Here is a 20,428-nt window from a genome sequence, read left to right as displayed (position 1 = left end):
TCCACCCTACGAATCCAGGTGAGAGATCAGGGCGCGCCGCCCTTCCCCCTCGCCTTCGACCGCCGCCGGCGGCAACGCCCGCGCATGATGCACGTCGACCGAGATGCCGACCGCCATGATGTCGATGAGGAGCAGCTGCAAAATCCGCGAGATCATCGCGAGGAAGTGCGTGCTGTCCTCCGCGTGATCGACGGCGAGCAGCACGTCCGCGCGGCGCGCCAGCGGCGACTGGCTGTTGCAGATGGCGATGACGTCGGCGCCGGCCGCGCGCGCCGCATCCACGGCCGACAGCAAGTCCGGCAGGCGGCCCGAGTTCGAGATCGCGACGACGACGTCGCCCGGCCCCAGCAGCTCGGCCGCCAGCTTGAACAGGTGCGAGTCGCCGTACAGCGCCGTCGGGATGCGGAAGCGGAAGAACTTGTGCTGGCCGTCCAGCGCCACCACGCGCGAATTCCCCATCGCATAGAACTCCACGCGCTTCGCGCGGCTCACCAGTTCGATCGCACGGTCGATGGCGCGCACGTCCAGCTGGTCGCGGAATTGCAGGATCGCGGAGATCGTGTTGTCGATGACCTTCGCCGACAGGTCGTGCGTGCTGTCGCTGCCGCGCACCTGGCTGTGGCGCACGGGGATGGAGCCCGTGAGGCTGCTCGCGAACTTCAGCTTGAAGTCGGCGAGGCCGAGGAAGCCGAGCGAGCGGCAGAAGCGAATCACGGTCGGCTGGCTCACGTCCGCGAGCTTCGCGATGCCGGCGATCGGTTCGTTCAGCACGAGGCGCGGCTGCTCCAGCACGAGCGCGGCCACGCGCTGCTCGGCCGGTGTCAGTTCCGGGCGCAGCTTGTGGATGCGGTCCATCAGCGTGTTGCCGCCGCTGCGGCCGCGCAGGTGCTCGGACAGGATGTTCGCGACGCCGTCGAACGCCACGTGCGGCGTCGAGATCACGTACGTCGGGATGTCGGACAGGTAGCTGGAAAAACGGCCCTTCGCTTCGAAGCGTGTGCGGAACGGCGACGTCTTGAACCACTCACCGAGACGCGGCACGATACCGCCGCCGATGAAGATGCCGCCGAACGCGCCCAGCGTCACCGCGAGGTTCGCCGCCGCGCCGCCCAGCATGCCGCAGAAGCATTCCAGCACTTCGAGGCACAGCGGGTCGTTGCCCTCGAGCGCGCCCGTGATGATCTCGGCGGACGTGCGCGGCGGTGTATCGACGCCGTTGCGTTTGGCGAGCGCGCGAAAGATGATCTCCATGCCGGGGCCGGAGATCAGGCGCTCGTTCGACACGTGGCTCCATTCGCGCCACGCCGTCTGCAGGATCGCGAACTCGCGCTCGTCGCTGGGCGCGAAGTTCACGTGGCCGCCTTCGCTGCCGAGCGTGACGAAGCCGTCGACGGTCGGAATGCCACCCGACACGCCCAGGCCCGTGCCCGGCCCCAGCACGCCCAGGACGGCGCCCGGCACGGGTTTGCCGGGTCCCACCTGCATCAGGTCCGATTCTTTCAGGCCCGGGATCGCCATCGCCAGTGCCGTGAAGTCGTTGACGATCAACAGCGTGTCGAGACCGAGCTCGCGCCGCACGGCGTCCGTCGAAAATTCCCATGGCCGGTTCGTCATCCGGACGTAGTCGCCGTCAACGGGGTTCGCGAGCGCCAGCGCGCCGTGGTGCAGACGCGCGTCCGCGTGTTCGTCGAGGTAGAAGCGCAGCATCGGGACGATGCCCGAGAAATCGTCGCACTTCAGCACGCGCACGGAGCGGTAGGTGCCGGGCGCCGTCTGCAGCGCGAAGCGCGCGTGCGTGGCACCGATGTCGGCCAGCAGGCGCGCACCGTCCGCGAAGGCGGTGCGGGTGTTGTCGGGTTGTTCTTCCATTATGCGATTGTACCGAACCAGCCGCCGTATGGCGGCAGTGTGACGGTCGTGCCGTTCACGTCGCCTCGCAGGCCGTGGCCTTCCAGCTTCGTCGCGCCGGCCGCCTGCGGCCAGTCGAACGTCAGCTCCGCATTGGTCACGTTGAATACGGCCAGTACGGACGGGGCGCCGTCGGCGTCGCGGCGCAGCGCCAGCGCCTGTTCCGGCACGTCGAAGAACACGATGTCGCCGCGCGTGAGCGCCGGTTGCGTGCGGCGCCAGTGGATGATGGTGCGCGCGAAGTTCAACGTCGAATGCGGGTCCTTGTCCTGTCCTGCCTCGGCCAGCGCCACGTGCTCGGGCGGCACGGGCAGCCACGGCGTGCCGGTGGTGAAGCCGGCGTGCGGCGCCTCGCTCGTCCACGGCATCGGCGTGCGGCAGCCGTCGCGGCCCTTGAACTCCGGCCAGAACGTGATGCCGTACGGGTCCTGCAGGAGTTCGTACGGGACGTCCGCTTCCGGCAGCGCCAGCTCGTCGCCCTGGTACAGGCACGGCGTGCCTTTCAACGACAGCTGCAGCGCCAGCACGAGCTTGGACAATGCCGGTGTAAATGCGCCGGCGGACCAGCGCGTCGCGACGCGGATCGAATCGTGGTTACCGACCGACCACGACGCCCAGCCATCCTTCACGCGTGCATTGAATTCCTCGACCTGGCGGCGGATGTGACGGCTGGAGAACTGCGGCGTCAGCAGGTTGAAGCTGTAGGCCATGTGCAGCTTGTCGCCGCCCGACGTGTAGTCGGCCATGACCGCGAGCGAATCGTCCGCGCCCACTTCGCCGATGGCGACGGCGCCGTATTCGTCCAGCAGCTTGCGCAGCTTTTGCAGGAACGCGATGTTCTCGGGCTGGGTCTTGTCGTGGATGTGGGCCTGCATGCCGTACGGGTTCACGTCCGTGACGGTCGACGTGTCGCGCACGAGCGCAGGCGGGTTGCTCTGCAGCGTACGGTCGTGGAAGTGGAAGTTGCAGGCGTCCATGCGCACGCCGTCGACGCCGCGTTCGAGCCAGAAGCGCAGCGAATCGAGGTGCGCCTGCTGCACCTGCGGATTGTGGAAGTTGACCTGCGGCTGGCTGACGAGGAAGTTGTGCATGTAGTACTGCTTGCGGCGGCTGTCCCACTGCCACGCCGAGCCGCCGAACACGGACAGCCAGTTGTTGGGCGGGTTGCCGTCCGGGAGCGGATCGGACCACACGTACCAGTCGGCCTTCGGGTTGTCGCGGCTGGAGCGGCTTTCGACGAACCACGGGTGGGTCTCCGCGGTGTGCGCCATCACCTGGTCGATCATGATCTTCAGCCCCAGCGCGTGCGCGCGCGCGACGAGCGCGTCGAAATCGGCGAGGGTGCCGAACAGCGGGTCGACGTCGCAGTAGTCCGCGATGTCGTAGCCGAAGTCCTTCATCGGCGACTTGAAGAACGGCGACAGCCAGACGATGTCCACGCCCAGGCTGGCGATGTAATCCAGCTTGGCGGTGATGCCGGGAAGGTCACCCACGCCATCGCCATTCGTATCGAGGTAGCTGCGCGGATAGACCTGGTAGATGATGGCTTCGCGCCACCACGGATTCTTGTCGTGCGATGGAATGGTCATGGGTGTCCCTTTGGTAATTTTTACGCAATATACAGGATGCGACACGCCATGACAATCTGCTCAAAAATGCGCTCTTTATTTAAATATTCATTCTAATCAAATACTTACAATATTTTCACCCTAAGGCCATCATTCCGATCAGTAGTCAAACTACATCATCGAGTGTGAATCTGTCGCGCCGATCGAACGGCGCGCACGAGCATCACTCCTGCAATGGCCAGACTTCGATCGTGCCATGCGCGACCGCACAAGGCGAAGTCGACACGAGCCGGATCGCCTCCGCCATGTCGGCCGCTTCGATGATCGCGAATCCGGCAACCGGCAGCGGTGCCGACATGAACGGCGCGTTCTCCGTCTCGACACCGCGGGCTTCCGGATTACGGACCTGGACGGGTGCGCCCGCGATGCCGATCAAGGCGCCGCGCCGCTTCAGCTCCGCATCGTTGGCGTGGGCCGCGTTGCGGACCTCGGGACTGGTCCGGTCGTAACCGGCGCGGTCGCCATAACCGATCGTCACGAATTTGGGCATGTTTCCTCCTGTGTGTGCGGGACTGCGGTCTTTTTACGAACGAGGAAAAACATCAGCAGCAATGCGATCGCGTTCGTCACCAGCTTGAACACGATGTCCTCGCGCGCCGCGCCGCGGAAGCCGAGGAAGCTGATCAGCATCGCGCCCGTCAGGGCACCGGCGAACAAGAAGTACGAATGACGCTGCGTCCATGCGGCGTCAAGCGTCCAGCGCGGCAGCACCAGCACGACGATGAGCAACACGACGGCGCCCGCCGCGAACACGGCGGGCGCGGAAAGGTGCGGGGCAATGCCGAAGGCCAGCACCGCGAGCAGGAACCACAAGACGCCCCACAGGCCGCCGAGCCCTGCGACGACCACCGGGCTGGTCGGACGCCAGGCGCTGCCGAACGTCGGCGGGAATTTGATGCCCCAGGCGATCAAGCCCACGATGACCGCGACGGCGGCCACCAGCTCGACGCGGGTGGGGTTGTACAACGGCAGATGGAAGGTCTTGACCCGGGCGATGTGTGTCCACGCGAACCACGCCATGATCGCGCCCAGCACGAACAGGATCGCGAGGACGACAGTCATCGGCGTGCTGACCCACGTCCCGTCGCGCCGGTCCGGGAAGACCAGTTCAGCGACCAGCGTGGGGAACAGCACGACCCACGCCGCTTCGTAGGCGAGTGCCCAGAGCGCGTAGACGTAATTGATGCCGCCGGCACGGCCCCACTCCACGCCCTTGAGCTGGATGACGAGCGGCGCGAGGCTCGTCTGCTGGATCACGAATTCCTCGGCGACGGCCAGCGCGAGTGCGAACATCAGCAGGCTGCTCCAACCGAGCTTCAGCTTGCGGGCCAGGCCGCGCAGCAGGACGGCACCGCCGCCCCAGACCAAGATCTCCATCAGCAGCACGGGCGGGAACGCGATCAACGTCGACAAGCGCGTTCCGCCGAGCAGCAGCTCGGTGAACGTAGGTGCCAGGATCATCATCAACAGTGCCGGTGCGGCTCGTTGCCACACGCTCGTACGCGCCTTCGGTTGGATATCCATTGCGGCTCCCGCTGTGGGTGGTGAAACCGGAATATCCTGGCAGTGTAGTAGTTTTCCGATCAGTGCGGCGCTAGGTCAACATTGGCAGGACATGGCAGCCAAAGCACGTCGAGCAGCAAAGCGAAAGGCGTCGGCGCATGCCGCTCATTCTTCGCATCCACGGCGAGCAGCACACACGCGATCCCCGAGCGCTCGTTTAGTCGAGCGACCAGGTATATTTAACTTCCTGCCAATGTTCGACAAGTTTGCCGTCGACTGCCGCGGGTTTGAAACGGCACTTCGACAGCGCATCGATGGCTGCGTGGTCCAGGCTCGCGTGACCGCTCGACTTCACCAATCTTGTTTCCTGTACAGCGCCGTCGGCCCCGATCAAAAATCGCATCGTCACGACACCCGCGGCCTCCGCCCTGAGTGCATCGATCGGATAAGCCGGTTTGACACAAACTGACGCGGGCACCTGCTGGGGAGGCACCAACGACGTCGTTTCGATTCGTGTCTGTGCCTGTGCCATCCCTGCCGACACCAGCAAGCCAAAGGTTGCCGTTAACGCGCGGATCGAACAAATCATAGGGTAGTCCTTCCGTAATCAGTTCACCTTGCCGCGACCTTCCTCCACTTCGTCCGGCAGCGGCTCGCCGACCTTCCACGCCGCCGCCGTCGCCTCGGCACTGGCCAGCATGGCGGCATCCAGGCGTGCCCCCATCTTCTTCACCTTGTCGGCGGCACCGGCGCAACGCGTGGCCGCGGCGTCGCGCGCGGCCAGGGCGTAGAACACCTGGGCCATGCGCGGGTTGCGCGGCACGCCCTGGCCGCTGTCGTAGATCGCGGCCAGGCCATCCATCGCTTCGCAGTCGCCGCCGCGCGCCGCATTGCGGTAGCTGCGCCGGGCTTCGGCGTCGTCGCGTTCGACGCCGATGCCTGCCTGGTACATGCGGGCCAGTTCGGTCTGCGCATAGCCGACCTGGGCGTCAGCCGCCTTGCGCATCCAGCGCGCGGCCTGCACCGGATCGGCCGGCACGCCCTTGCCGTCGCGCAGAATGCCGGCATAGCGCCATTCGCCTTCGCGATGGCCGCCCTCGGCCGCAGCGCGATAGTAGCCGGCGGCCCGTGCCAGATCGACCGGACGCGGGTCGCCGCGCGTGTAGATTTCGCCCAGCACGACGTCGGCGTCGGTCACGCGGTCGTCCGCCGCGCGCTCGAGCCAGGTCACGGCCTGCTCGGGATCGCGCGTCACGCCCCGTCCCAGCAGGTAGGCCAAGCCGAGCTGGTATCTGGCGAACGGGTGGCCGGCTCGCGCCGCCTTCTCGATCCAGGAAAAAGCGGCCTTGGGGTCGCTCGCCATGCCGCGTCCGAACAGGTACGCTTCGCCCATGAAGTACCAGGCCTTGACGCTGCCGAGGTCCGCGGCTTCGCGGATCATGCGCGTGCCGAGCTCGGGATTCTTGTCGACACCGCGCCCGTCCCACAGGAAGCGGCCAAGGTCGACGCGTGCGTCGGCGCTCCCGCGCGTGGCCGCGCGCTCGGCCCAGTAAGCGGCGGCCACGTCGTCGCGCGGCACGCCTCTGCCCTCGGCGAAGCGCCAGACCAGGAGCGCCTGGGCTTCCAGGTTGTTGGTCTCGGCAGCCCGGATCAGGTAGCGCGTGCCGAGTTCAGGGTCGCGCGCGAGGCCGTGTCCTCTCGCGTAGTCGCGGCCGACGTTCAGGGCGGCGGTATCGTCGCCGAGTTCGGCGCCGCGCAGGTACCAGTCGTTGGCCGCCGCGAGGTCCTGCGGCTGACCGCCCATGCCGTTGTCGAAATACAAGCCGCGCATGTTGCTGGCGCCGGCATGGTGCTGGCGCGCAGCCAGCTCGAACCAATGCGATGCCGCCGCCTGGTCTTTGGGCACACCGTCCGCGAAGTGATAGGCCAGGCCGAGGCGGTACTGGGCCTCGGCGTCGCCGCGCTGCGCCGCGCGGGTCCAGGCCACGACCGCGCCCTTCATGTCGCTCCGTTCCGCCAGGCCCGCCGCGCCGCGGGTATCCGGATCTTCCGATGCGTACGTCGCCAGCTCGGCCAGCGCGCGCACGTGCACGCGTGTGTTGATCGGCGCATGCGCCCGCACGTGCTCGAAAGCGACGCGCGCGCCGCGCCGGTCGCCGCCGGCCAGACGCTGTTCGCCGATGAACAGCCAGGCGTCGTCCAGCGCGAGCGCGCCCGCATCGCCGGGCAGCGCTTGGGCCTGGGCCAGCAACGCTTCCGGTGTGAGCGTACCGGCCTGCAGGGCCAGCAAGGGCCGCGGCCAGGGCCCGTCCGGCAGTTCACGCGCGCGCGCCGCCAGCGCCGGCGGCAGCGCTGCGCCGCTGCGCTTGAGCAGGGCCGCCGCGTCGGCAAGGTCGAACGCGGTCAGCGCGCCGGAAGCGCTGACCGCCTGGACGAAACGCAGCATGTCGGCCGCCGCGCGCTTGGGGTCGCGCGCATGCAGCCGCGCCCACGCGAGCGTCGCGCGCGCCGCGTCGGCGTCGCCCGGTTTGGCGTGCTCGAAGGCGGTGATCGCGCCCTCGAAATCGCCGCGCGCGAACAACGCGTTGGCGACGCAGGCGGCGGTGCCCGGCAAGCTCTCGCGCACCATCGCGTCAAGGAGGCCGTCGGCACCGCGCACACTCTTCGGGAAGTCGATGGCGCGCATCACGTCGGCGTCGTGCAGCATGTCGCACTGCTCCTCGTCGCTCAGCTTGGGGGCCTTGCGCGTCTCCAGTTCGCGGCCCCATGCGATCGCGTCCTGCTGGGTGCGCGCCACTTCGATGTCGCGCAATGACAGCCCCGACACGCCTTTGGCAACGGCGCCGCGCGCGACGCGGAACGAGGCCTCGACGAAAGGATTCAACTGCTTGGTGTCCTTTTGCAGCCGGGGCAGATCGGCGGCGGCGATGCGGTCGCTCTTCAGGCGATAGTCGAGCACGTAGTCGAGGTAGTTGCCGCGGAAGGCGTATTCCTCCTGCAGGTGCAGGAAGTCGTCGTCGATCGTCTTGGCGGCGATCTCGCCGGCATGGCGTACGTCGCGCGGCCACACGATGCGCAGGCGGTAGCGTCCCGCGTACTTCCCGCGCGGGTAGGCGAAGGGGAAGTTGCGCGTGAGGTTGTTCGGGATGCCGAGCGTGCCGTCCATGATCTGGGTGGTGTACGGCAGGCTGTAACGTTCCTCGCTTTGATCGACGGGCTTGGGCAGCTTGAACGTCGAGACGATCTCGTAGAGGCCCTGGTCGGCCTTGTCGGAGGCGTGCGGACCGTCGACGACCTTCAAGCCGGGATAAGTCTTTTCGTAAGGCGCCAGCGCCTCGCGCAGCAATTCCTTGGAACTCATCGACGGGGTGCGCTGCCGCGCTCTGTCGGCGTATTCGCCCCGGTAGATGTCGCGGCTCTCGAGCGTGGCGTCGCCGTCGAAGGCGTCGATGACGATGCGGTCGACGTGCTCGAACATCGGACGGCCGTCGTCGCGCTCGGGCAGCGTGACGAGCGCGGTGGCCGCCGCGTCGACCGGCAGCGCGGGCGCGCCCGGCATCACCGGCGCCAGCGTGTCGAGCGGGCCTTTCTGGCCGGTGCGGGTCGGGTCGACGTAGACGGTCTTGCCGCCCAAATCGATGCCGACGATGACATGGTCGAACCACGTCGGCGCCGGCGTGACGCGCGCCGGCACCGACGGCAGGGTGGCATTGACCAACAGCGGACGGGCATGGATGCCGAGCTGGCCGAGCAGGCTCACCAGCAAGTAAGCCTTGTCCTTGCAGTCGCCGTAGCGGCGCCGCAGCACCACCTCGGGCGGCTGCGGACGGTGCGAATTCTCGCCGATCGACACGCTGAAATAGCGGATCTCGTCCTGTACCCAATGCAGCGCGGCGGCGGCGCGCGCGGCGGGGTCGGTCTCGGCCGCGAAGCGCTTCGCCACGTCGCGCAGCGCCGGCGTCGGCGCCGCCGGCGGGAACAGCGCGGCGGCCCAGGCAGCGACGTCCTGCCAGGTGTCGTACTCGCTCATCTGCAGCATGCGCAGGGCCAGGTAGTCGGGCGGCGTGGAGGGCTCGAACTCCACGGCATCGAGGGCGCGTCCCTCGAAGCGGATGCGCTCCAGGTCGCCGACCTGGTCGATGGCCGGCACGACGGTCTCGCGGCTGAAGTCGCCCAGCTGACGCCAGTGCAGCGGCTGCTTGCGCGGATGCAGGACGGTCAGGCGGCGCAGTTCCACCGGCACTTGCAGATCCCAGGAAAACTCGTCCGACCAGCGCTTGCCGAACACCGGGTTCGTGCCCTCGGTGGTGTAGGTGATCCACAGCGTGTCGCCGACGCGCACGTCGTCCAGCAGCAGTTGCAGCGTGCTGGCGCCCTCGTAGACACCGTTGCGCACCTGCGCTTCCTGCTGCAGCGTACGGATGTTTGCACTGTGCATACGGTCCAGCACGCGCCCGTCGCGCACGATGGCGATGCGGTGCAAGGTCAGCTTCTGGTAGTCCGCGTGGTAGGTGATGCTGTATTGGCCGATCGTCGCCAGTGCCGAGGCGTCGTTGACCTGCAAGGCCTGATTGACCAGCGTGGCCGGCGCCGGCCCGACCAGGCTCTGCGCCTCGCGCAGGCGGAACACCAGCGGATCGCGGCGCGTGGTCGGTGCGATCTCGGCCAGAGGTTGCGCCCACGTGGGCAGCGGTCCACCGCGCACGAAATGCTTGTCGGCCACCTGGACCACGCGCGGCGCGGGTGCGGCGGCAAAGGCCGGCGCCGCCTGGGCCAGCAGCAGCGCAAACAGGGCGCAGACGGAACCCCGGACGGTGTTCCCTTGAATCGGACGATGTTGTGAATATTTGTATTTCATGACCAGACACTTCCGTTGCCCCGCGGGCGGGAAGCTTTATTTGTATGATATTTCGATCTCTGCTTTATCTTGCATCGGCTACCCCTTCTTCTTTCGCTTGCAGTGCTGCCGTGCCTGTCTGCTTCTTCAGTTCGATGTCCCGCTCGCCACACAAGCACTGCCATACGGCGTGACAGGCCCCTCTTCGCTCGACCCGGGGTTCGTTGCCTCCAGCGCAGATGCCTTTGCTCGTTGCGCCGTCGCCCCCGCTTCATCTCCGCTTGCAGCGAGGACGGATGCGTAACGTCTGCGCACATCGGCCACGCCGCGGGGATGTCGAGCCGAAAACTGCGTATCGTCCAGTTGAGGCTCCAGTTCACGGTAATACTTGACTGCCTGTTGCGGCCCCTGCTTCTCGGCCATTAACGCCAATTCGAGCTGGGGCAAATACGCCGGACCACCCGACTGGCGTGCGAACTGCAGGGACGCCTGCAGCATCTGTTCGGCCAACCCATAGCTGCAGGTAATGCCAAGCACCCGGCCGTATTCATAACTCAACCGGCCCTCCTCGTCGGCGCCCGCATGCGCGAGGCGCGCGTTTGTCAAAGCCTGGGCATATTGCAGGCGCGCCGTCTGCCAGTCGCCGTTGTGCGCGGCGACGCGCGCTGCCGCCTCGTGATTTGCCGCATTCCTGCCGTTGATATTCTGGGCGAGGGACACGCAGCCGCACAGCGTAGCCAGGCAGACTGCAGCCATCGATAACGTCCGGATTCCCATCGACATCTCCATAGAAAAGTTCTGCTGCCTCATCTCGGTCGCTACCGCAGCGGCACCTGTGGCGCGCATTGCGCCCCAATTCTTTGCCCGTCTCGATGAATCTCAGTCCTGCGCACCCTCGGCCTTGATCGGCACCGCATGACGCGCGAACTCGCCGAGCCTGGCATTGAACTCGGCATTCTTCGACTGCGGCAGCTTCACGATCCTGCCGTTGTTGCGCCCCTCGATCAATTCGTTGAGGGCGTAACCGATCACGCTGCCGCCCGCCAAGCCCACTCGCTTCGCGTCGGCCCGTGCCACACCCTCGCCGGCATATGCCGCGACACGCACGGCCTTGGTGTTGGGATCGCGGACATATGTCGTGTTGGTGCAGTCGGCCGCCGCCGGAGGGACGAGGGTTGCGGCGGAGGTGCCGTTCTCGATGACGTACGAATACAGTTGCGGCGGTGCCGACGGATCGCGGGCGACAAAAATGCCGCCATCGCGATCGAGCTGCCACGCGCCTTTGGCCGGCTTGTCTTTCGGCGGCCCCTGATAGACGCCACCCGGCGGCGCGCGGTAATACGTGCCTTCCGCGTCCTCGCCTTCGGCGATATACGGGCCGCGCTCGAGGCGCGTTTCCGACTCGACTTTGAACAGTCCCTTCGTTTCGATGCCCGACAGGACGGCCGGCACGTGGATGCAGGTGACGTGCGCGGGCGGCCGCAGCTCGCCCGGATCGGCCAGGGCCGGCGTCCCGCCACCACCCAGCAGCAGCGCCAGCGCGCCGGCGGACGTTGCAGTGCTACGCGAAATGCGAATCGTCATGGCTCGTCGCTTCCGTGATGAAAACGCGACCCAGCATAACAGCTTGCCGGCGCGAAAAAATCACGAAATGTCACGACCACCTATCCCCGCTTGCGCGCGCGGTCCGTCAACACGAGCGCGATCCCGCCCAGGATCGCGACGACGGCCGCCAGCAGCCGCGCCGTGAACGCCTCGTCCAGCCACAGCGTGCCGGCGCACGCGGCGATCACGGGCACGGACAGCTGCACGCTGGCCGCCTGCAGCGCCGACAGTCCGCGCAGCGCCGCATACCAGATCACGTAGCCGAGCCCCGACGTGAGCGCACCCGACGCGATGGCCAGCAGGACGCCGGCAACGTCCGCATGGGCGCGCCCGACGAACGCGAGACCCAACGCCAACGCCAGCGGCATCGCCCGCAGAAAATTGGACGCCGTGGCCGCGAGCGGATCGGGCACGCCGCGCCCGCGCAGCGAGTACGCGCCCCACGCGATGCCCGCGACGGCCATCAGCGCGGCGCCGGCCGCCGGCGGTGCCGCGACACCAGGCAGCACCAGCACGACGAAGCCGGCCACCGCGAGCGCGAGACCCGCCCAGCCGCGCGGTGAGAACCGTTCGCCGCGCGCGAGGCCCACGGCGAACATCGTCAGCTGGACGGCGCCGAACAGGATCAATGCGCCCGTACCGGCGGGCAGCGTGAGGTAGGCGAACGAGAAGGCGGCCACGTAGGCGAACAGCATGGCGGCGGCGCGCCAGTCCGCGACGGCCGTAGGCCGCGCACGCACGCGCATCGCGAGCGCCAGCACGAGCGCGCCGGACGTCACGCGCACGGCGCCGAACGTGGCGGGGTCGATGTGCGCGTCGCGCAGGGCGGCTCGACACAGCAGCGAGTTCGCGGCGAACGCCGCCATCGCGAGCGCGGTGAGACCGATCGTGGCGGAGGTCGAGCGCGCCACGATCGCCAGGTCAGATGTCGAGGTGGGAGATCAGCAGGCGCCGGCGTTCGCTGTCGCCGTCGGCCACCGCTTCGCCGGCCGGGCCGAGCGAGATGCCGACCGCCATGATGTCGATGAGGAGCAGTTGCAGGATGCGCGAGATCATCGACAGGAACGTCGTGCTGTCCTCGCTGTGGTCGACGGCCAGGCACACGCTGGCCTTGCGCGCGAGCGCCGACTTGCTGCTCGTGATGGCGATGACGTCCGCCCCGGCATTGCGCGCCACGTCGACGGCGTCGAGCAGTTCGGGCAGCTGGCCCGTCGTCGAGATGGCGATGACGACGTCGCCGGGCCCCAGCAGCTCGGCCGCCAGCGCGAACAGGTGCGAGTCGCCGTACGACGACGTCGGGATACGGAAGCGGAAGAATTTATGCTGGCCGTCCAGCGCCACCACGCGCGAATTGCCCATCGCGTAGAACTCCACGCGCTTAGCGCGGCGCAGGATGTCGATGGCGCGGTCGATCGAGTTCACGTCCAGCTGGTCGCGGAAGCGCAGGATCGCAGACACCGTGTTGTCGATGACTTTCGCCGACAGATCATGGGTGCTGTCCGTCATGCGCACCTGGCTGTGGCGCACGGGGATCGTGCCCGTCAGGCTGCCCGCGAACTTCAGCTTGAAGTCGGCCAGGCCCGTGAAGCCCAGCGAACGGCAGAAGCGGATCACGGTCGGCTGGCTGACGTCGGCCAGCTTCGCGATCTCGGCGATCGGCTCGGACAGCACCTTGCGCGGATGCTCGATGACGAGCTGCGCCACGCGCTGTTCGGCCGGCGACAGTTCCGCCTGCAGGTGCTGCACACGTTCCATCAGCGTGTTGGCGCCGCTGCGGTTGCGCAGGTGTTCGGACAGGATGCTCGACACGCCGTACAGCGCCGGCGTCGGCATCATGATCACGTACGTCGGGATCTGCGCCAGGTAGCTGGAGAAGCGGCCCTTGGCTTCGAAGCGGGTGCGGAACGGCGACGTCTTGAACCACTCGGCCATCCGGGGCACGATGCCGCCGCCGATGAAGATGCCGCCGAACGCGCCCAGGGTGACGGCCAGGTTGGCGGCGGCGCCGCCCAGCATGCCCGCGAAGCATTCGAGCACTTCGAGGCACAGCGCGTCCTTCTGTTCCAGCGCGCCCGCCATGATGGCGGCGGCGTCGCGTGGAGGCGCCTCGACGCCGTTGCGCAGCGCCAGCGCGCGGTAGATGATTTCCATGCCGGGGCCGGAGATCAGGCGCTCGTTCGACACGTGCTGCCATTCGCGCCAGGCGTATTGCAGGATCGCGAACTCGCGCTCGTCGGCCGGGGCGAAGTTGACGTGGCCGCCCTCGCTGCCGAGGGTCACGAAGCCGTCCACGGTCGGGATCACGCCCGACACACCGAGGCCCGTGCCCGGCCCCAGCACGCCGGCCACGGCGTTCGACGCGGGCTTGCCGCCGCCGATCTGCAGCAGGTCTTCCGGCTTGAAGCCCGGCAGCGCCATCGCCAGCGCCGTGAAGTCGTTCACGATCAAGAGCGTCGTCAGGCCGAGCGTGCGCCGCACCTCTTCCGTCGAGAACTGCCAGTCGCGGTTGGTCATGCGGATGAAATCGCCGCTGATCGGGTTCGCGAGCGCGAAGGCCGCGTGCGTGATGCGCGCGCCGCCGTTCTGCGCCTGCGTCTGGGCCAGGTAGGCGTTCAGCAGCGGGACGATGCCCGGGTAGTCGTCGCACAGCAGCACGGCCACGTTGCGCAGCACGCCGGGCGCGATCTCCAGGGCGAAGCGCGCATGGGTGGCGCCGATGTCGGCCAGCAGGCGCGGGCCGTCGGAATAGGCGGCGCGGGTCGGCTTCTGTTCGGTGTCGGGTTCAAACGTCATGGTCGCGCGTCTCGGGTCGGTGTCATCTTTGGCGCGTAGGATACCATTGATTGAAATGCACCAAAAAGCGATTGTGGACCGATTCGGACGGTCACAACGAAAAGAGCGGCCCCGCGGGACCGCTCTTTCCATTTCGACAAGCCCAGGCCGCGTTACTGCCCGTGTGCCTCCGCATCGATCTTCGACAGCGCGCCCGTGTCGCGCATGAACCAGCAGACGGCCAGGGTGCACGCAATGACGGCCGTCGCGTACCAGTAGAAACCGCTCTCCAGGTCGATCGACTTGAACCACAGCGCGAGATACTCGGCCGTGCCGCCGAACACGGAGACCGCGAACGCATACGGCACGCCGACACCGGTGGCGCGGATCGATGCCGGGAACAGCTCGGCCTTGACGAGGGCGTTGATCGACGTGTAGCCGGACACGATCATCCACGCGCAGGCGATCAGCGCAAACGCTTCCCACGGGCCGCTCGCGTGGCGGATGCCGGACAGCAGCGGTACGGTGAACAGGGTGCCGAGCAGCGCGAAGCCGATGAGCAGCGGCTTGCGGCCGATGCGGTCCGACAGCGCGCCGTACAGCGGCTGCAGGCACATCGCGAACAGCAGCGACGCCGCCGACACGGCCGTCGTCTGCGAGTCGGAGAGGCCGACGGACAGGCGCAGGAATTTCTGCATATAGGTCGTGTAGACATAGAACGCCAGCGTGCCGCCCATCGTCAGGCCGATCACGAGCAGCACTTCGCGCGGATGCTGGGCCAGTTGCTTCAGGCCTCCCATCGTTTTCGCCTTTTTGCGGGCGGCTTCGAACGATGCGGTCTCCGGCAGGTCGTGGCGCATGCGCATGGCGATCAGCGCGAGGCAGGCGCCGACGAAGAACGGGATGCGCCAGCCCCACGCACGCAGCTGGTCGGCGTCGAGCAGGAATTTCTGCAGCACGAGCAGCAGCACGAGCGCCAGCAACTGGCCGCCGATCAGGGTCACGTACTGGAAGCTGCTGTAGAAGCCGCGGTGCTTCGAGTCCGCCATCTCCGACAGATACGTCGCGCTGGCGCCGTATTCGCCGCCCAGGCTCAGGCCTTGCAGCAGGCGCGCCAGCAGCAGCAGGCACGGCGACAGGATGCCGGCCGCGGCATACGTGGGCGCGCAGGCGATCAACAGGGAGCCGAAGCACATCAGCAGCACGGACGTCATCAGCGCCTTCTTGCGGCCCAGGCGGTCGCCGATGTGGCCGAACAGGACGCCGCCGATCGGGCGCACGAAGAAGCCCAGCGCGAAGATGCCCGCCGTGGACATCATCTGCGCGGTCGGGTCCTGCTTGGGAAAGAACGCGCTGGCGAAGTACAGCGCGAACGCCGAGTAGCAATAGAAATCGAACCACTCGACGAGGTTGCCGGCCGAGCCGATGAAGATGGCCTTCAGGCGCTGGCCGGAGATGCGCTCGCCGGCGCCTGCGCCTGCCTGGGCGCCGGCCTTGGATGTGATGGTGTTCATGGAAGTCTCCTCTTATTCGTATGCCCACTATCCCAGCCGGCGGCCCGGCGCACATCCGCAAAGTCGGCGCGCCCTCCTCCGTAAAATTACGGAGGCGGTTCCCATCGCCCCGCGCAACTGCTATCGTTGCTGCATGCTCCCGCTGCCCTCTCCCCGTCTCGTCCGCCGGTTCCTCGTCGCCGCCGGCGCGCTGGCCGTCATCGCGGCATCGGGCGACTGGGCCGAGCGCCATGAGCTGCAGACGAAGACGGAAGGCCTGCGCCAGGCCGCGGCCGCGCACGTGCTGGGCCTGCGCGGCCTCGTCGAGCGCCACGACTTCCTCCCGCACGCGGCCGCGCGCCACCCGGACGTGCAGGCGCTGCTGCGCGCGCCGCGCGACGCGGCCCTGCGCGCGCGCGTGAACGACTATTTCGCCGACCTGCAGTCGACGACGGGCGCCGCCGCGCTATTCCTCGTCGACCGCGCGGGACTGACGCTCGCCGCCAGCAACTGGAACCTGCCGTCCAGCTTCGTCGGCCAGTCGTACCGCCAGCGCCCCTATTTCGAAGACGCCGTGCAAGGCCGGCGCGGCCTGTTCTACGGCCTGGGCCTGACGACGGGCCAGTCCGGCCTGTTCATCGCGGAACCCGTGCGCGCGGACGGCGCGATCCTCGGCGTCGTCGTCGTGAAGATCAGCCTGGAAGCGCTGCAGGCCACGTGGCAGCGCGGCACCGATCCCGTCGTCCTGCGCGACCGCCACGGCATCGTGTTCCTCTCCTCCGTGCCGGAATGGCTGTTCCACGCCATCCGGCCCGTGCCCGCGGCGGACCTGCAATGGATCGCCGAGCACCGCCAGTACGGCGACCGGACGCAATTCCCCGTCCTGCCCTGGCACGTGGAATCGCGCGGCGGCACGCCTGGTGTCGTGCTGCGCACGAGCGTCGCGAACCGCCGCATGGACCTGCTCGCGCTCGACACGCCGCTGCCGGAACTGGGCTGGACCCTCACCGTCACGACGGACATGCAGGAAGTCGCGCAGGCGCGCCAGCTGGCGCTGATGCTGGCCGCGCTGGCCGTCGCGCTGCTGCTGCTCGGTGTGCTGTACTGGCGCCTGCGCGAGAAGCGCTTCATCGAACAGAAGACGGCGCGCATCGAACTGGAACGCCGCGTCGAGGCGCGCACGCGCGACCTGGAAGAGGCGCACGCATTCCGCAAGGCGATGGAAGACTCGCTGCTCGTGGGCATGCGCGCGCGCGACCCGTCGGGCAAGATCATCTACGTCAATCCGGCGCTGTGCGCGATGGTGGGCTACAGCGCGGACGAGCTGCTGGGCCGCCGGCCGCCCTACCCCTACTGGCACCCGGACGACCACGAAAAGCACGAACGGGAAAGCACCGACGCGCTGCAGGGCCGCGCCGCGCCGCACGGCTTCGAATCGCGCATCCGCCACAAGGACGGCCACGACGTCATCACGATGGTCTACACGGCGCCGCTCGTCGACGCGCAGGGCGTGCACCGGGGCTGGATGAGTTCCGTCGTCGACATCACGGCGCAGAAGCAGGCGGAAGCCCGCCAGCGCGACCAGGAAATCCGCCTGCAGCGCAGCGCGCGTCTCGCAAGCGTGGGCGAGATGGCCTCCACGCTCGCGCACGAACTGAATCAGCCGTTGATGGCGCTGTCGAATTTCGCCGTCGCGGCGCGCGCCCTCGCCGCCCAGTCGGCGCCGCGCGACCTGCTGGCCGGCGCGCTCGACGAGATCGTCGAACAATCGAAGCGCGCGAGCGAGATCGTCAAGCGCGTGCGCGCGTTCATCAATCCGCAGCGGGGCCAGTACGAACGGCTGCCCATCGCGAGCGTCGTCACGCACGCGGCGACCCTGCTCACGCCGGAGCTGCAGCGCGACGGCATCGCCTTGCAGTTGTCGCTGGACGATGGCGATGCAAGCGTGCGCGGCGACCGCGTTCTGCTCGAGCAGGTGCTCGTCAACCTGATCCACAATGCGATGCATGCGATGGAAGACCTGCCGCCGCGCCGGGCTGGCATCGAACTCGCGGCCGCCCGGGTCGAGCATGGCGTGCGCGTCACCGTGAGCGACGCGGGGCCCGGCATTCCGCCGGAACAGCTGGACCAGATCTTCGCGCCGTTCTTCACGACGCGCCCGGACGGCCTGGGGCTCGGGCTGAACATCTGCCGCACCATCGTCGAGGCGCACGGCGGTTTCATGACCGTCGAGAACCGCGCGGACGGCGGCGCGGCCTTTTCCTTCACGCTTCCCACCGTGCCATGAAAGACATTCCGCTGACCCTGTACGTCGTCGACGACGACGAAGCCCTGCGCCGCTCCCTCCTGCTGCTGCTGTTTTCGCAGGGCCTCGCCGTGCAGGCGTTCGAGTCCGGCGAAGCGTTCCTCGACGCCGTCGACATGCGCCAGCCGGGCTGCCTGATCCTCGACCTGCGCCTCGGCGGCATGAGCGGCCTGGCCGTGTTCGACCGCCTGCGCACGGCGCACAGCCCGCTCGTCACCTTGTTCCTGTCCGGCCACGGCGACATCCCGACGGCGCTGGAAGCGGTGCGACAAGGCGCCTGGGACTGGGTGGAAAAGCCGGATACGCAGCACCTGCTCGACAAGCTGCCCGCCGCCATCGCGGAGGCGCGCGCACGTGCGCACGCGCTGCGGCTCTGGGCGGAGCTGACGCCGCGCGAACGGGAGGTGGCGCGGCTCGTGGGGCTCGGTCAGCCGAACAAGGAGATCGCGCGGCTGCTCGTGCCGCCGTGCGGGCCGCGGTCCGTCGAGACGCACCGGGCGAATATCTTCAGCAAGCTGCAGTGCGCGAACGATAATGAATTGGGGCGGTGGCTGGCCGCCCATCCGTGGTTGGGCGCATCGTGATGATGCCGTCGGGTGGGCACAGCGTGCCCACCCTACGCAGGCGAACGGCAAACGTCCGCGTGGGCGGAGGCCGCCCCCCCTACGACTGGTTCGGCGCTCAATCCTGCGAGATCAACGCCACCGGCGCCCGCGTATCGAACTTGACCTTGCCGTCCGCGACGATGGCCGTCTTGCCGGTAAAGCCATCGCGCACCGTCTGCCCGTCGCCGAACACGCCTACCACGGAAATGGCGACCGTGCGATCCTGCGGCAAGCCCAGCGCGACGACGACGCGGTCGTTCACGCCGTTCTTCTCGTACGTGCGCTTGAACGTGTACGGGCTCGACGCGATCATCTGGTGCACGCCCGCGCCCACGGCCGGATGCGCGTGGCGGAAGCGGATCAGGCGCGCCCAGTAGTCGCGCACCTCGGCCACGCCGTGCAGGCCCACGCGCGCATTGTTCCGCAGTTGGTCCCAGTTCATGAACGAGCGCAGGTTGGCGTCGCCCTCGGCGCCGTCGATCTTCAGTACGCGCGCCGTCTCGTCGCCGTAATAGACCTGGGCCTGGCCCGGCGCCAGCAGCAGTTTGTCCGCTTCCTCGAACGGATGCTCGCGCAGCGGATCGAACGGATGGCTGTCGTCGTGCGAATCGAGGTAGTTCAATACGGTCACGCCTTGCAGCGGGCCATTCAGCTGCGTCGAATAATCGGAGAACAGCTTTTCGTAGCCCTGCCCCGCGTCGCGCGGCAAGGTGAAGTTGATCATGCTGTCGAAGCCGTTGTTGTAATAGTCGACCTTCGTGCCGTCGTCGTACGCGAACTGGCGGCCGTCCGCGATCGAATGACCGAACGCTTCCGCGGTCATGAAGAACGGCACGTTGCCCATCTTCTCGACGGCTTCCTTGCCGGCCGGCGTGCGCTTCCAGTCCTCGTACGCGTGGCTCGCCACCGTCTTCAGGTCCTTCCACACAGCGGGTTCCGTGTGCTTGACGGTGTCGGCGCGGAAGCCGTCGAAGCCGTACTTGCGCACCCAGTCGGCGTGCCATTTCATCAGGTAGTAGCGCGGTGCGCGCGGATAACCCGTGCGCTTGAAGAAGTCGTCCAGCTCCTTCACCTCACGCTCGTAGCGGCCTTCCTTCTTCCACTTCGCGACGAGGAAAGGCGGCAGCGCGACCTTCGCATTGCTGTCGGTGCGGAAGTCCGGCAGGTTCTTCACGAGCGCGCAGTCGACCGTGCCCTTGACGTCCTTGAATGTGCACGTCGGATCCGTGCGCACCCAGTCCGCCGGCCACACCGGGTCTTCCGCCGTGACGGGGCCCGTGTGGTTCATCACGACGTCGAGCAGCACGCGGATGCCGCGCGCGTGCGCCGCCGCGACGAGGTCGCGCACGTCCTTCTCTGTGCCGAGGTTCGCGTCGACGGCCGTGAAGTCGCGCGCCCAATAGCCGTGGAAGCCGTAGCTGACGCCCGTCCCTTCGTCCGTCGATCCGTGGATCTGCTCGACCGGGGGCGAGATCCAGATCGCGTCGATCCCGAGGTCCGTGAAATACCCGTCCTTGATCTTGGCCGTGACGCCGGCCAGGTCGCCGCCCAGGAAACCGCGCGCGACGGCTGCATCGTTCTTGCGGCCGTAGGCGTGGTCGTTCGACGGATCGCCGTTGTTGAAGCGGTCCGTCAGCAGGAAGTAGACGGTCGCGTTATCCCAAATGAACGGCTTGGCCTTGACGGGCGAGAGGTCCGGCGCGGCCGAGGCGGCGCCGAATGCGAGCATCAGGGAAGCGGCGAGAACGGGAAGTTTCATGCGGGGTCCTGTG

At 67.7% G+C, this 20,428-nt stretch carries 14 protein-coding genes; 2 read left to right on the top strand and 12 right to left on the bottom strand.

Annotated elements, in window-relative coordinates; translation table 11 throughout:
* Positions 1-6 precede the first annotated feature (6 nt).
* The 11 genes from glk to NX784_RS20935 all read right to left on the bottom strand — a co-directional run bounded on the left by glk (position 7) and on the right by NX784_RS20935 (position 15,767).
* Positions 7-1,869, bottom strand: a complete 1,863-nt coding sequence (gene glk / locus NX784_RS20985; protein WP_258818644.1) for a glucokinase — start codon at positions 1,867-1,869, stop codon at positions 7-9.
* Positions 1,869-3,497 carry an alpha-amylase family glycosyl hydrolase gene (locus NX784_RS20980; RefSeq protein WP_258818643.1) on the bottom strand — a complete coding sequence of 543 codons (1,629 nt, stop codon included), beginning with the start codon at positions 3,495-3,497 and terminating at the stop codon, positions 1,869-1,871. The genes glk and NX784_RS20980 overlap by 1 nt, the downstream gene beginning before the upstream one ends.
* A gap of 202 nt (positions 3,498-3,699) precedes the next feature.
* A complete protein-coding gene (locus NX784_RS20975; protein ID WP_258818642.1) occupies positions 3,700-4,026 on the bottom strand; it encodes a YciI family protein in 327 nt (108 codons plus the stop codon).
* Positions 4,011-5,060 (bottom strand): hypothetical protein, encoded by a 1,050-nt coding sequence (locus NX784_RS20970; RefSeq protein WP_258818641.1) that lies wholly within the window; start codon positions 5,058-5,060, stop codon positions 4,011-4,013. The genes NX784_RS20975 and NX784_RS20970 overlap by 16 nt, the downstream gene beginning before the upstream one ends.
* A 196-nt stretch (positions 5,061-5,256) precedes the next feature.
* On the bottom strand, positions 5,257-5,628 hold the full coding sequence (locus tag NX784_RS20965) for an energy transducer TonB (RefSeq protein WP_258818640.1): 372 nt from the start codon (positions 5,626-5,628) through the stop codon (positions 5,257-5,259).
* Positions 5,629-5,646: 18 nt separating this feature from the next.
* Entirely contained in the window at positions 5,647-9,897 is a 4,251-nt protein-coding gene (locus tag NX784_RS20960) for a DUF3857 domain-containing protein (protein WP_258818639.1), read from the bottom strand.
* Between the two features lie 126 nt (positions 9,898-10,023).
* Positions 10,024-10,686: a hypothetical protein gene (locus NX784_RS20955; protein ID WP_258818638.1), complete on the bottom strand. Its 663-nt coding sequence runs from the start codon at positions 10,684-10,686 to the stop codon at positions 10,024-10,026.
* 69 nt (positions 10,687-10,755) lie between these two features.
* Complete coding sequence (locus tag NX784_RS20950; RefSeq protein WP_258818637.1) at positions 10,756-11,460, bottom strand: hypothetical protein; 705 nt, start codon at positions 11,458-11,460, stop codon at positions 10,756-10,758.
* A gap of 80 nt (positions 11,461-11,540) precedes the next feature.
* Positions 11,541-12,347, bottom strand: coding sequence for a DMT family transporter (locus tag NX784_RS20945; protein WP_258818714.1), 807 nt, complete (start codon positions 12,345-12,347; stop codon positions 11,541-11,543).
* Positions 12,348-12,402: 55 nt separating this feature from the next.
* A complete protein-coding gene (locus NX784_RS20940) occupies positions 12,403-14,274 on the bottom strand; it encodes a glucokinase (RefSeq protein ID WP_258818636.1) in 1,872 nt (623 codons plus the stop codon).
* Positions 14,275-14,426: 152 nt separating this feature from the next.
* Complete coding sequence (locus NX784_RS20935; RefSeq protein ID WP_258818635.1) at positions 14,427-15,767, bottom strand: MFS transporter; 1,341 nt, start codon at positions 15,765-15,767, stop codon at positions 14,427-14,429.
* Between the two features lie 133 nt (positions 15,768-15,900).
* On the opposite strand from NX784_RS20935, the gene NX784_RS20930 reads away from it, so the two are divergent.
* Positions 15,901-18,033 (top strand): sensor histidine kinase, encoded by a 2,133-nt coding sequence (locus NX784_RS20930; protein WP_258818634.1) that lies wholly within the window; start codon positions 15,901-15,903, stop codon positions 18,031-18,033.
* Positions 18,030-18,635, top strand: coding sequence for a response regulator transcription factor (locus tag NX784_RS20925; RefSeq protein ID WP_258818633.1), 606 nt, complete (start codon positions 18,030-18,032; stop codon positions 18,633-18,635). Before NX784_RS20930 ends, NX784_RS20925 begins: the two co-directional genes overlap by 4 nt.
* Positions 18,636-18,732: 97 nt before the next feature.
* Here NX784_RS20925 and NX784_RS20920 read toward each other — a convergent pair whose 3' ends face one another.
* Positions 18,733-20,415: an alpha-amylase family glycosyl hydrolase gene (locus NX784_RS20920; protein ID WP_258818632.1), complete on the bottom strand. Its 1,683-nt coding sequence runs from the start codon at positions 20,413-20,415 to the stop codon at positions 18,733-18,735.
* Positions 20,416-20,428 lie beyond the last annotated feature (13 nt).

Source organism: Massilia pinisoli (assembly GCF_024753285.1).
Taxonomy (GTDB): Bacteria; Pseudomonadota; Gammaproteobacteria; order Burkholderiales; family Burkholderiaceae_D; genus Telluria; species Telluria pinisoli.
Note: the sequence above shows the minus strand (reverse complement) of the source record. Positions and strands in the feature narration are given on the sequence as shown.